Origin of the sequence: Streptomyces sp. FXJ1.172, assembly GCF_001636945.3 — a bacterium.
Classification (GTDB): Bacteria; Actinomycetota; Actinomycetes; order Streptomycetales; family Streptomycetaceae; genus Streptomyces.
The window spans coordinates 6,750,724-6,763,407 of the sequence record NZ_CP119133.2; the positions used below are offsets into that span (position 1 = coordinate 6,750,724).

At 69.8% G+C, this 12,684-nt stretch carries 12 protein-coding genes; all 12 read left to right on the top strand.

What is annotated here, in order from left to right:
* Positions 1-24: 24 nt before the first annotated feature.
* Positions 25-1,431 carry a UDP-N-acetylmuramoyl-tripeptide--D-alanyl-D-alanine ligase gene (locus tag A6P39_RS30285; RefSeq protein WP_067042574.1) on the top strand — a complete coding sequence of 469 codons (1,407 nt, stop codon included), beginning with the start codon at positions 25-27 and terminating at the stop codon, positions 1,429-1,431.
* On the top strand, positions 1,428-2,501 hold the full coding sequence (gene mraY, locus A6P39_RS30290) for a phospho-N-acetylmuramoyl-pentapeptide-transferase (protein WP_079133243.1): 1,074 nt from the start codon (positions 1,428-1,430) through the stop codon (positions 2,499-2,501). The genes A6P39_RS30285 and mraY overlap by 4 nt, the downstream gene beginning before the upstream one ends.
* Positions 2,483-3,928, top strand: a complete 1,446-nt coding sequence (murD, locus tag A6P39_RS30295; RefSeq protein WP_199840740.1) for a UDP-N-acetylmuramoyl-L-alanine--D-glutamate ligase — start codon at positions 2,483-2,485, stop codon at positions 3,926-3,928. Before mraY ends, murD begins: the two co-directional genes overlap by 19 nt.
* Before the next feature lie 68 nt (positions 3,929-3,996).
* Positions 3,997-5,358, top strand: coding sequence for a putative lipid II flippase FtsW (ftsW, locus tag A6P39_RS30300; RefSeq protein WP_067042582.1), 1,362 nt, complete (start codon positions 3,997-3,999; stop codon positions 5,356-5,358).
* Positions 5,359-5,364: 6 nt separating this feature from the next.
* Complete coding sequence (gene murG, locus A6P39_RS30305; RefSeq protein WP_067042585.1) at positions 5,365-6,453, top strand: undecaprenyldiphospho-muramoylpentapeptide beta-N-acetylglucosaminyltransferase; 1,089 nt, start codon at positions 5,365-5,367, stop codon at positions 6,451-6,453.
* A gap of 26 nt (positions 6,454-6,479) precedes the next feature.
* A complete protein-coding gene (locus A6P39_RS30310) occupies positions 6,480-7,274 on the top strand; it encodes a cell division protein FtsQ/DivIB (protein WP_067042983.1) in 795 nt (264 codons plus the stop codon).
* Positions 7,275-7,553: 279 nt separating this feature from the next.
* On the top strand, positions 7,554-8,762 hold the full coding sequence (gene ftsZ / locus A6P39_RS30315) for a cell division protein FtsZ (RefSeq protein ID WP_067042588.1): 1,209 nt from the start codon (positions 7,554-7,556) through the stop codon (positions 8,760-8,762).
* On the top strand, positions 8,759-9,487 hold the full coding sequence (gene pgeF / locus A6P39_RS30320; protein WP_067042591.1) for a peptidoglycan editing factor PgeF: 729 nt from the start codon (positions 8,759-8,761) through the stop codon (positions 9,485-9,487). Before ftsZ ends, pgeF begins: the two co-directional genes overlap by 4 nt.
* Positions 9,488-9,492: 5 nt before the next feature.
* Entirely contained in the window at positions 9,493-10,212 is a 720-nt protein-coding gene (locus tag A6P39_RS30325; RefSeq protein WP_067042987.1) for a YggS family pyridoxal phosphate-dependent enzyme, read from the top strand.
* Positions 10,213-10,340: 128 nt separating this feature from the next.
* Complete coding sequence (locus A6P39_RS30330) at positions 10,341-10,982, top strand: cell division protein SepF (protein ID WP_023551436.1); 642 nt, start codon at positions 10,341-10,343, stop codon at positions 10,980-10,982.
* A gap of 60 nt (positions 10,983-11,042) precedes the next feature.
* Positions 11,043-11,330 carry a YggT family protein gene (locus A6P39_RS30335; protein ID WP_067042594.1) on the top strand — a complete coding sequence of 96 codons (288 nt, stop codon included), beginning with the start codon at positions 11,043-11,045 and terminating at the stop codon, positions 11,328-11,330.
* Between the two features lie 55 nt (positions 11,331-11,385).
* A complete protein-coding gene (locus tag A6P39_RS30340) occupies positions 11,386-12,558 on the top strand; it encodes a DivIVA domain-containing protein (protein ID WP_067042597.1) in 1,173 nt (390 codons plus the stop codon).
* Positions 12,559-12,684 lie beyond the last annotated feature (126 nt).

Genomic DNA, 12,684 nt, shown 5'->3' on the forward strand with positions numbered 1-12,684 from the left:
CCAGAAGACCCAGGGGATGAACTTGTGATCGCCCTCTCCCTCGCCGAGATCGCAGCAGTCGTCGGCGGGCAGACGCACGACATACCGGATCCGTCCGTCCAGGTCACCGGACCGGTCGTCCGGGACTCCCGCGAGGTGGTGCCCGGCAGCCTGTTCGCCGCCTTCGTCGGCGAGCGCGTGGACGGCCACGACTTCGCGCCGCAGGTGGTCGAGGCGGGCGCGGTCGCCGTGCTGGCGTCGCGCCCGGTCGGTGTACCGGCGATCGTGGTCGAGGACGTGCAGAGCGCCCTCGGCGCCCTCGCCCGGCACGTCGTACGCCGGCTCGGCGCGACGCTCGTCGCCCTGACCGGCTCGGCCGGCAAGACCAGCACCAAGGACCTGATCGCGCAGGTGCTCCGGCACAAGGCGCCGACGGTGTTCACGCCCGGTTCGCTCAACAACGAGATCGGGCTGCCGCTGACCGCCCTGTCCGCCACCGAGGAGACCCGGTTCCTGGTGCTGGAGATGGGCGCCCGCGGCATCGGACACATCCGCTACCTCGCCGGCCTGACCCCGCCGAAGATCGGCCTGGTCCTCAACGTCGGCACCGCCCACATCGGCGAGTTCGGCGGCCGCGAGCAGATCGCCGAGGCCAAGGGCGAGATCGTCGAAGCTCTCCCCGAGGACGGCGCCGCGATCCTCAACGCGGACGACCCGCTGGTCAGGGCCATGGCCTCGCGTACCAAGGCGAAGGTGGTCCTTTTCGGAGAGTCGGCCGAAGCGGACGTACGCGCCGAGAACGTGCGACTCACGGACAGTGGACAGCCGTCCTTCAGGCTTCACACACCCTCCGGTGCATGTGATGTGACCATGCGCCTGTACGGTGAGCACCACGTGTCGAACGCGCTCGCCGCGGCCGCCGTCGCCCATGAGCTGGGCATGTCCGTAGCTGAGATCGCCACCGCGCTCTCCGAGGCGGGCACCCTCTCCCGCTGGCGCATGGAGGTCACCGAGCGACCGGACGGCGTGACCATCGTCAACGACGCCTACAACGCCAACCCCGAGTCCGTGCGGGCCGCCCTGAGGGCGCTCGCGGCCATGGGCAAGGGGCGCCGCACGTGGGCGGTGCTCGGCAAGATGGCCGAGCTGGGGGACGAGGCGCTCGCCGAGCACGACGCCGTCGGACGGCTCGCCGTCCGGCTCAACGTCAGCAAGCTCGTCGCGGTCGGGGGGATTGAGGCCTCCTGGCTGCAACTGGGCGCATATAACGAGGGTTCGTGGGGTGAGGAGTCGGTGCACGTGTCCGACGCACAGGCGGCGATCGACCTGTTGCGCAGCGAGTTGCGCCCGGGGGACGTCGTGCTCGTGAAGGCGTCCCGTTCGGTGGGGCTCGAGAGCGTTGCCCAGGCGCTGCTCGAGGCCGGTGCCGAGGGCGAGGTTGCCGCCCGATGATGAAGCAGATCCTGTTCTCAGGAGTCATTGGCCTCTTCCTGACGCTGATCGGCACCCCGCTGCTGATCAAGCTCCTCGCCCGCAAGGGCTACGGCCAGTACATCCGTGACGACGGCCCGCGCGAGCACGCCAGCAAGCGCGGTACGCCGACCATGGGCGGTATCGCCTTCATCCTGGCGACGATCGCCGCGTACTTCCTGAGCAAGCTCATCACCGGTTACCCGCCCACCTACTCCGGCCTGCTGGTGCTCGGCCTGATGTTCGGCATGGGCCTGGTCGGCTTCCTCGACGACTACATCAAGATCGTCAAGCGGCGTTCGCTGGGCCTGCGGGCCAAGGCGAAGATGGCCGGCCAGCTGATCGTCGGCATCTCCTTCGCGGTGCTGTCGCTGATGTTCGCGGACGCGCGCGGCAACACCCCGGCGTCCACCAAACTGTCCTTCATCACCGACTTCGGCTGGTCGATCGGCCCGGTGCTGTTCGTGATCTGGGCGCTGTTCATGATCCTCGCGATGTCGAACGGCGTGAACCTCACCGACGGCCTGGACGGTCTGGCCACCGGTGCCTCCGTGCTCGTCTTCGGCGCCTACACCTTCATCGGTGTCTGGCAGTTCCAGGAGTCCTGCGCCAACGCGCAGACGCTGACGAATCCGGCCGCCTGCTACGAGGTGCGCGACCCGCTCGACCTCGCGGTGGTCGCCTCCGCGCTGATGGGTGCCTGCCTGGGCTTCCTGTGGTGGAACACCTCGCCGGCGAAGATCTTCATGGGCGACACCGGCTCGCTCGCCCTCGGTGGTGTCCTCACCGGTCTGGCCATCCTCTCCCGCACGGAGCTGCTGGTGGCCATCATGGGCGGCCTGTTCGTCCTCATCACCATGTCGGTCGTCATCCAGGTCGGTTCCTTCCGGCTCACCGGAAGGCGTGTCTTCCGGATGGCGCCACTGCAGCACCACTTCGAACTCAAGGGCTGGTCCGAAGTCCTGGTGGTGGTCCGATTCTGGATCATTCAGGGCATCTGTGTGATCGTCGGACTGGGCCTCTTCTATGCAGGATGGGCAGCGGACAAGTGACCTCCACCTCGGAGCCCTTCGACTTCCAGGGCAAGCACGTCGTCGTCGCCGGCCTAGGTGTCTCCGGCGTCCCGGCGGCCAAGGTTCTGCACGCGCGCGGGGCCGTCGTCACGGTCGTCAACGACGGCGACGACGCGCGCGCGCGTGAGCAGGCCGCCGAACTGGAGGCGCTCGGCATCACCGTGCGCCTCGGCGACGGGTCGAGCCTGCCGGAGGGCACCGAGCTGATCGTCACCACGCCCGGCTGGCAGCCGGACAAGCCGCTGTTCCTGGCGGCGGAGCAGGCGGGCGTGCCCGTCTGGGGCGACGTCGAGCTGGCCTGGCGCCTGCGCGGCCTGGACGGCAGGAAAGCGGCCCCCTGGCTGGCCGTCACGGGCACCAACGGCAAGACGACCACCGTCCGGATGCTCGCCTCCATCCTCACCGCGGCGGGCCTGCGCACGGCCGCCGTCGGCAACATCGGGGTCTCCCTGCTGGACGTCGTCCTCGGCGAGGAGCAGTACGACGTCCTCGCCGTCGAGCTGTCCAGCTACCAGCTGCACTGGTCGCCGTCCCTGCGCGCGGACTCCGCCGTCGTGCTGAACATCGCGCCCGACCACCTCGACTGGCACGGCTCCATGGAGGCGTACGCGCGCGACAAGGGCCGTATCTACGAGGGCAATCGGGTCGCCTGCGTCTACAACGTCGAGGACAGGGCCACCGAGGACCTGGTCCGCGAGGCCGACGTCGAGGAGGGCTGCCGGGCCGTCGGGTTCACCCTCGGCACCCCCGCGCCCTCCCAACTCGGCGTCGTGGACGGCATCCTGGTCGACCGTGCCTTCGTCGAGAACCGGCAGAAGAACGCGCAGGAGCTGGCCGAGGTCTCCGACATCGACCCGCCGGCCCCGCACAACATCGCCAACGCCCTTGCCGCGGCGGCCCTCGCGCGTGCCTTCGGGGTGCCCGCCCCGGCCGTACGCGACGGACTGCGGGCCTTCCGCCCCGACGCCCACCGCATCGAGCACGTCGCCGACCTCGACGGGGTCGCGTACGTGGACGACTCCAAGGCGACCAACACGCATGCCGCCGAAGCCTCGTTGGCTGCATATGAGTCGATCGTATGGATTGCGGGTGGTCTGGCGAAGGGCGCGACCTTCGACGAGCTGGTCGCCAAGTCGGCAAAGCGACTTCGCGCAGTGGTCCTCATCGGTGCCGACCGGGCGCTGATCCGTGACGCCCTTGCGCGACACGCCCCGGAAGTACCCGTGGTCGACCTCGACCGGACCGACACTGGGGCGATGCTCCAGGCGGTGACGGAAGCGAAGCGGCTGGCGGTCGCCGGCGACACGGTGCTGCTCGCCCCGGCCTGTGCCTCCATGGACATGTTCACCAACTACAACCAGCGCGGTGACGCGTTCGCGGCGGCGGTCCGCGAACTCGGAGCCTGACCCCGGCCGCCCGCCGGGCGGATCTTGGGAGGGACGCGTGGGACGGTCGACGTTCAGTGGAGGCGCCGATGCCCAGTAGCCGTACCGGCCGGCCGCCCGCGCAGCGGGCGTCCCGCCGTCCCGCCGTCCCGCGGCCGCCGCGTGAGCACCCCTTCCAGCGGCTCTACACGCGCATGCGCAAGGCCTGGGACCGGCCGCTGACCGCCTACTACCTGATCCTCGGCGGCAGCGTGCTGATCACCGTGCTGGGCCTGGTGATGGTCTACTCGGCCTCCCAGATCACCGCGCTGCAGATGTCCCTGCCGGGGTCGTACTTCTTCCGCAAGCAGCTGCTGGCCGCCGTGATGGGCGGTGTCCTGCTGTTCATGGCCTCGCGCATGCCGGTGAAGCTGCACCGGGCGCTGGCCTACCCGATCCTCGCCGGTGCCGTGTTCCTGATGGTCCTGGTGCAGGTGCCCGGGATAGGGATGGCGGTCAACGGCAACCAGAACTGGATCTCCCTCGGCGGCTCCTTCCAGATCCAGCCCAGCGAGTTCGGCAAGCTCGCCCTGGTGCTGTGGGGCGCGGACCTGATCGCCCGCAAGCAGGAGAAGAAGCTGCTGAACCAGTGGAAACACATGCTGGTGCCGCTCGTGCCGGTCGCCTTCATGCTGCTCGGACTGATCATGCTCGGCGGCGACATGGGGACGACGATCATCCTGACGGCGATCCTGTTCGGGCTGCTGTGGCTCGCCGGGGCGCCGACCCGGCTGTTCTCCGGGGTGCTGGGCGTCGCCGTGGTGCTCGGCGCCATCGCCATCGAGACCAGCCCGCACCGGCTGGCCCGCCTCAACTGCATCGCGGCCACCGACCCCGGACCCGGCGACATGTGCTGGCAGGGCGCCCACGGGATCTACGCCCTCGCCTCCGGCGGATTCTTCGGCTCCGGCCTCGGCGCGAGTGTGGAAAAATGGGGCCAACTGCCGGAGGCCCACACGGACTTCATCTTCGCCGTCACCGGTGAGGAACTGGGTCTCGCGGGGACGCTGTCGGTGCTCGCCCTGTTCGCGGCTCTAGGCTATGCGGGTATCCGCGTGGCCGGACGCACGGAGGACCCCTTCGTGAGGTACGCCGCGGGAGGCGTGACCACCTGGATCACCGCCCAGGCGGTGATCAACATGGGTGCGGTGCTCGGTCTGCTGCCGATCGCCGGTGTCCCCCTCCCGCTGTTCTCCTACGGAGGATCCGCCCTGCTGCCGACCATGTTCGCCATCGGGCTGATGATCGCCTTCGCGCGCGACGAGCCCGCTGCGCGGGCGGCGCTTGCGATGCGGCAACCTCGCTTTGGTAGAAAGCGGGGAGCCGGGGGCTCCGGGTCCGGTCGGAGTCCCCGGAGATGGAACACGATGAGACGGCGTGCCTCGGTGGCGCGCTCGTCCGGAGAGCGGTGAATTTCGGTGCATGTCGTACTCGCCGGTGGGGGGACCGCCGGCCACATCGAGCCCGCGCTCGCCCTCGCGGACGCCCTGCGCAGGCAGGACCCGACCGTGGGAATCACGGCCCTGGGCACGGAGCGCGGCCTGGAGACCCGGCTCGTCCCGGAGCGCGGCTACGAGCTGGCGCTGATCCCAGCCGTGCCGCTGCCCCGCAAGCCCACGCCCGAGCTGATCACCGTCCCGGGCCGGCTGCGCGGCACCATCAAGGCCGCCGAGCAGATCCTGGAGCGCACCAAGGCGGACGTCGTGGTGGGCTTCGGCGGCTATGTCGCCCTGCCCGGCTACCTGGCCGCCAAGCGGCTCGGCGTGCCCATCGTGATCCACGAGGCCAACGCCCGCCCCGGCCTGGCCAACAAGATCGGCTCGCGGTACGCGGCCCGGGTCGCCGTCTCCACCCCGGACAGCAAGCTGCGTGACGCGCGTTACATCGGCATCCCGCTGCGCCGCTCCATCGCCACCCTGGACCGGGCCGCGGCCCGCCCGGAGGCCCGTGCGATGTTCGGGCTCGACCCGAACCTGCCGACGCTGCTCGTCACCGGCGGCTCGCAGGGCGCCCGGCGCCTCAACGAGGTCGTCCAGCAGGTCGCCCCGTGGCTCCAGCAGGCCGGCATCCAGATCCTGCACGCGGTCGGCCCGAAGAACGAACTGCCGCAGGTGCACCAGATGCCGGGTATGCCGCCCTACATCCCGGTAAGTTACCTGGACCGGATGGACCTCGCGTACGCCGCGGCCGACATGATGCTCTGCCGCGCGGGCGCGATGACCGTCGCCGAACTCTCCGCCGTCGGACTCCCGGCCGCCTACGTCCCGCTGCCCATCGGCAACGGCGAACAGCGGCTCAACGCCCAGCCGGTGGTGAAGGCCGGTGGCGGACTCCTCGTCGACGACGCGGAACTGACACCCGAGTGGGTACAGCAGAACGTCCTGCCCGTGCTGGCCGATCCGCACCGGTTGTACGAGATGTCCCGCTCGGCGAGCGAGTTCGGCCGCCGGGACGCCGACGAGTTGCTCGTCGGCATGGTGTACGAGGCGATCGCCTCGCGCCGTTAGGACCGTATGACGAAAGGGCAGTGAGCGTGGCCGGACCGACGACCGCCGAGCGCGGGGAACGCCAGCAGGAGTCGTCCGGCCCGCCGTCCGCCCGGCGGTTCGGAAGAGCGCGCCTTCGTACGATCGTCATCCTGGCCGTCACCGCCCTGCTCCTCGGGGCCGGTGTCACTTGGGTGTTGTACGGCTCGAGCTGGCTGCGCGTCGAGCACGTCTCGGTGTCCGGCACGCGCGTGCTGACCCCCGCCGAGGTGCGCGACGTGGCCGACGTACCGGTCGGGGTGCCGATGGTGTCCGTCGACACCGACGGCATCCAAGCCCGACTTCGCCAAAAATTGCCCCGAATTGACACGGTTGACGTGGTTCGCTCCTGGCCGCATGGAATCGGCCTGAAAGTGACCGAGCGCACTCCGGTTCTGCTGCTGGGAAACGACGGGAAGTTCGTCGAAGTCGACGGCGAAGGTGTCCGGTTCGCTACGGTTTCGCAGGCACCGAAAGGCATTCCGGCCCTGGAATTGTCCGTCTCCCGCAAGGGTTCCGCGGCCGCGAGCCTGAGGCGCTTCGGCATCGACCGGCTGGTGCGCGAGGCGGTCCGGGTCGCCGGTGACCTGCCGGCCGCGGTCGCCGCGGACACCCGGACCGTCCAAGTCCGTTCCTACGACGACATCTCGCTGAAGTTGGGCGACGGCCGCGTGGTGGCATGGGGCAGCAGCGAGAGCGGCCGTGCCAAGGCACGGGCCCTCACAGCTCTCATGAAAGCAGCTCCCGGCGCACGGCACTTCGATGTCAGTGTCCCCACCGCCCCTGCGTCATCGGGGAGTTGACGCACATCAGCGCAGGCCAGCACCCTGGTTGGGCACTGCTATGGCTGATCACATAGGGTGAAAAGAAAAACGGGAGGTTCGGCGTGTTCGTTGAACGGGCGCCACTTGTCGACTTAGTGTCCTGTTCAGAAGACTTCAGGGAACAGACACACTGGTAACCCTAAACTTCAGGGTTAGGGTTCGGGTCGGCGCTACGGACCGTCCCATTCGGCATCTGCCGTCCCGGCGCGGGGCACCGCGCGGCGACGGCAACGTAATTCGAGGCGAGAGGCCTTCGACGTGGCAGCACCGCAGAACTACCTCGCAGTCATCAAGGTCATCGGTGTCGGCGGCGGTGGTGTCAATGCCATCAACCGGATGATCGAGGTCGGTCTCAAGGGTGTCGAGTTCATCGCCATCAACACCGACGCACAGGCGCTGTTGATGAGCGACGCCGACGTCAAGCTGGACGTAGGCCGTGAACTCACCCGCGGACTCGGCGCCGGTGCCAATCCGGCAGTCGGCCGCAAGGCCGCGGAGGACCACCGCGAGGAGATCGAGGAGGTCCTCAAGGGGGCCGACATGGTCTTCGTGACGGCCGGTGAAGGCGGCGGCACCGGCACCGGCGGCGCGCCCGTCGTGGCCAACATCGCGCGCTCGCTCGGCGCCCTCACCATCGGCGTGGTCACGCGCCCGTTCACCTTCGAGGGACGGCGCCGCGCGAACCAGGCCGAGGACGGCATCGCCGAACTGCGCGAAGAGGTCGACACCCTCATCGTCATCCCCAACGACCGGCTGCTGTCCATCTCGGACCGCCAGGTCTCGGTCCTGGACGCCTTCAAGTCCGCCGACCAGGTCCTGCTCTCCGGTGTCCAGGGCATCACCGACCTCATCACCACCCCCGGCCTGATCAACCTCGACTTCGCCGACGTCAAGTCGGTCATGTCGGAGGCCGGTTCGGCCCTCATGGGCATCGGCTCGGCCCGCGGCGACGACCGCGCGGTGGCCGCGGCCGAGATGGCGATCTCCTCGCCGCTGCTCGAGGCGTCCATCGACGGCGCCCGCGGCGTCCTCCTGTCCATCTCCGGCGGCTCCGACCTCGGCCTGTTCGAGATCAACGAGGCCGCCCAGCTGGTCAGCGAGGCCGCCCACCCGGAGGCCAACATCATCTTCGGCGCGGTCATCGACGACGCCCTCGGCGACGAGGTCCGGGTCACCGTGATCGCGGCCGGTTTCGACGGCGGCCAGCCGCCGGCCCGCCGGGACAACGTCATCGGCTCGGCCTCGGCGTCGGCGTCCACCCGCCGCGAGGAGCCCGCTCCGGTACGGCAGTCCGAGCCCAGCCGGCCGACCTTCGGCTCGCTCGGCAGCGTGACGCCGAAGGAGGAGCCCGAGCCGGCGCCCGAGCCGGTGGCCGACCTCCCGGCCGCTCCGGCGATGCCCCCGGCCCCGCGCAGCTACGCGGACAGCGCCGCCGAGGAGCTGGACGTGCCGGATTTCCTGAAGTGATAGGACGGCGCGAGAGCGTGAGCGGCGCGCACTTCGCCTTCACCGACCGGTGGGGCGGGGTGAGCGCCGCTCCGTATGAGGAGCTGAACCTCGGCGGCGCGGTCGGCGACGACCCCGGGGCCGTACGGGCCAACCGGGACATCGCCGCCAAGTCACTCGGCCTCGAACCGGGCCGGGTCGTCTGGATGAACCAGGTGCACGGCGCCGACGTGGCCGTCGTGGACGAACCGTGGGGCGAGCGTCCCGTGCCGGAGGTCGACGCGATCGTCACCGTCCGCCGCGGGCTCGCCCTCGCCGTCCTCACCGCCGACTGCGTGCCGGTGCTGCTGGCCGACCCGGTCGCCGGGATCGCCGCCGCGGCCCACGCGGGCCGGCCCGGCATGGTCAAGGGGATCGTCCCCGCCGCCGTACGGGCCATGGCCGAACTCGGCGCCGAGCCCGGCCGGATCGTCGCCCGCACCGGACCCGCGGTGTGCGGCCGGTGCTACGAGGTGCCGGAGGCGATGCGCGCCGAGGTGGGCGCCGTCGAGCCGGCGGCGTACGCCGAGACGAGCTGGGGCACGCCCGCGGTCGACGTGAGCGCCGGCGTGCTCGCGCAGCTCGACCGGCTCGGGGTGTGCGACCGGGCGCAATCGCCGGTGTGCACGCTGGAGTCGGAGGACCACTTCTCGTACCGCCGTGACCGCACCACCGGGCGGCTCGCGGGCTATGTCTGGCTGGACTGATGGGCATGACGGACCGTAAGACCGAACTCGCCGCAAATCTGGCGAAAGTGGAGGAGCGCATCGCCGCCGCGTGCATCGCGGCCGGGCGCGAGCGGGAGGAGGTGACCCTCATCGTGGTCACCAAGACCTACCCGGCGAGCGATGTGCGGATCCTGTCGGAACTCGGTGTGCGCCATGTCGCCGAGAACCGCGACCAGGATGCCGCGCCGAAGGCCGCCGCGTGTGCGGATCTGCCGCTTAAGTGGCATTTTGTCGGCCAGTTGCAGACCAACAAGGTGCGTTCCGTGGTCGGTTACGCCGATGTCGTGCAGTCCGTGGACCGTTCCCGTCTCGTCACGGCCCTGTCGAAGGAGGCGGTGCGGGCCGGGCGTGAGGTGGGCTGCCTGGTCCAGGTCGCGCTCGACGCGGGGGCCGGCGGCCGGGGCGAGCGCGGTGGCGTCGGACCGGACGGAATCGAAGAGTTGGCCGACCTCGTCGGTGCGGCGCCGGGACTGCGGCTCGACGGTCTGATGACCGTCGCGCCGCTCGCCGGGGAGTACGCGGGGCGCGAACAGGCGGCGTTCGAGCGGCTCATGGATTTGTCGACTGACCTGCGCCGAGCCCATCCGGCTGCAACCATGGTGTCGGCAGGGATGAGTGCGGACCTCGAACAGGCCGTGGCCGCCGGGGCGACACATGTGCGCGTCGGCACCGCGGTACTCGGAGTCCGCCCCAGGCTCGGGTAACGTCGCCAGGAAGTCGGACCACAGCAGAAAATATGGTCAATGCGCGCGAAGGCGAGCACAACGACCACGTGGATCGCGGGCACTTGGCAGTCGTCAGCCGATCCACCACAGAGCGGAGGACTCAGAGAATGGCCGGCGCGATGCGCAAGATGGCGGTCTACCTCGGCCTCGTGGAGGACGATGGGTACGACGGCCGCGGATTCGATCCCGACGACGACTTCGAACCCGAGTTGGACCCGGAGCCGGAGCGGGACCACCGGCGGCACGAATCGTCACACCAGTCGCACAGCGCACACCAGTCCCAAAGGGACGAAGAGGTGCGAATCGTGCAACCGCCCGCGCCGCGCGAGCCGGTGGCCCGTTCGACTTCGCTCGCCGCGGAATCCGGACGTCCGGCGCGGATCGCGCCCGTGGCATCCATCACACAAGAACGTCAGTCCCTCGAGAAGAACGCACCGGTGATCATGCCCAAGGTTGTGTCCGAGCGAGAGCCTTACCGGATCACCACGCTTCACCCCCGGACCTACAACGAGGCCCGTACCATCGGGGAACACTTCCGTGAGGGCACCCCGGTGATCATGAATCTGACTGAGATGGACGACACAGACGCGAAGCGACTTGTCGACTTTGCGGCCGGTTTGGTGTTTGGTCTTCACGGCAGCATCGAGCGGGTGACGCAGAAGGTGTTCCTGTTGTCTCCTGCTAACGTCGATGTCACGGCGGAGGACAAGGCCCGCATCGCAGAGGGCGGGTTCTTCAACCAGAGCTGAGACGCACGACCAGATCGACGTTCGGAAGAGCACGGAGCAGGGGAGAGGGAAGCGCAGGCCATGAGCGTGTTCGCACAGGTGGTCCACATCGCGCTGTTGGCGTTCCTCGCCGTGCTCATTTTCCGGCTCGTCATGGATTATGTGTTCCAGTTCGCCCGCTCGTGGCAACCCGGCAAGGCGATGGTGGTCGTACTGGAGGCCACCTACACTGTCACCGATCCACCGTTGAAGCTTCTGCGGCGGTTCATCCCGCCGCTGCGTCTCGGGGGCGTGGCGCTCGACCTGTCCTTCTTCGTACTGATGATCATCGTCTACATCCTCCTCTCCATCACGGGGAGCTTCGTGTGATGAGGGTGGACGATACGGTCTTGCCGACTGCCGATGACTACGTTGAGGTGAAGAGATGCCGTTGACCCCCGAGGACGTGCGGAACAAGCAGTTCACGACCGTCCGCCTCCGAGAAGGCTATGACGAGGACGAGGTCGATGCCTTCCTCGACGAGGTCGAAGCCGAGCTGACCCGTCTGCTCCGCGAGAACGAGGACCTGCGCGCCAAGCTGGCCGCGGCCACCCGTGCGGCCGCGCAGAACCAGCAGAACATGCGCAAGGGCCCGCCGGAGCAGGACCAGCAGCAGCACCCTCAGCAGCAGGGCATGCGAGGTCCCGGCGCGCCGGTGCCCGCCGGGATATCGGGCCCGCCGCAGCAGCAGATGGGCGGCCCCATGGGTGGCCCGCCCCAGCTGCCGAGCGGTGCCCCGCAGCTGCCCGCCGGTCCCGGCGGTGGTCAGGGTGGTCCGCAGGGTCCCGGTCCGATGGGCCAGGGGCCGATGGGCCAGGGCCCCATGGGTCAGGGTCCGATGGGTCAGGGACCCATGGGCCAGGGCCCGATGGGCGGTCAGCCCCCCATGCAGCAGCAGATGGGTGGTCCGATGGGCGGCCCCATGGGCGGTCCGATGGGCGGCCCCGGTCAGGGCCCCGGTGGCGACAGCGCCGCCCGAGTCCTCTCGCTGGCCCAGCAGACCGCCGACCAGGCGATCGCCGAGGCCCGCTCCGAGGCCAACAAGATCGTCGGCGAGGCCCGCAGCCGCGCCGAGGGTCTGGAGCGTGACGCCCGTGCCAAGGCCGACGCCCTGGAGCGGGACGCGCAGGAGAAGCACCGCGTCGCGATGGGCTCCCTGGAGTCCGCCCGCGCCACGCTGGAGCGCAAGGTCGAGGACCTGCGCGGCTTCGAGCGCGAGTACCGCACGCGCCTGAAGTCGTACCTCGAGTCCCAGCTGCGCCAGCTGGAGACCCAGGCCGACGACTCCCTGGCTCCGCCGCGCACCCCGGCCACCGCGTCCCTGCCGCCGTCCCCGGCGCCTTCCATGGCTCCGGCCGGCGCGAGCGCCCCGTCCTACGGCGGCAACCAGACGATGGGCGGCAACCCCGCTCCGTCCGCCCCGTCCTACGGCGGTCAGCAGCAGATGACCCCGGCCATGACCCAGCCCATGGCTCCGGTCCGCCCGCAGGGCCCGTCCCCGATGGGTCAGGCACCCTCGCCGATGCGCGGGTTCCTGATCGACGAGGACGACAACTGAGCACCGGGCACGGTGAGTAGTACGCCTTAGGCGTCGGCAGCGTTCAAAGGGGCGGGGCCCCGGACTTCGGTCCGGGGCCCCGCCCCTTTTACGCGGGTTGACTGCAGTAACCCCAGGCGGTGCATG

Coding starts and splice junctions, on each gene's coding strand:
- ftsW (WP_067042582.1), top strand. CDS start 3,997: ATGCCCAGTAGCCGTACCGGCCGGCCGCCCGCGCAGCGGGCGTCCCGC.
- mraY (WP_079133243.1), top strand. CDS start 1,428: ATGATGAAGCAGATCCTGTTCTCAGGAGTCATTGGCCTCTTCCTGACG.
- A6P39_RS30340 (WP_067042597.1), top strand. CDS start 11,386: ATGCCGTTGACCCCCGAGGACGTGCGGAACAAGCAGTTCACGACCGTC.
- A6P39_RS30330 (WP_023551436.1), top strand. CDS start 10,341: ATGGCCGGCGCGATGCGCAAGATGGCGGTCTACCTCGGCCTCGTGGAG.
- murD (WP_199840740.1), top strand. CDS start 2,483: ATGGGCAGCGGACAAGTGACCTCCACCTCGGAGCCCTTCGACTTCCAG.
- A6P39_RS30335 (WP_067042594.1), top strand. CDS start 11,043: ATGAGCGTGTTCGCACAGGTGGTCCACATCGCGCTGTTGGCGTTCCTC.
- A6P39_RS30325 (WP_067042987.1), top strand. CDS start 9,493: ATGACGGACCGTAAGACCGAACTCGCCGCAAATCTGGCGAAAGTGGAG.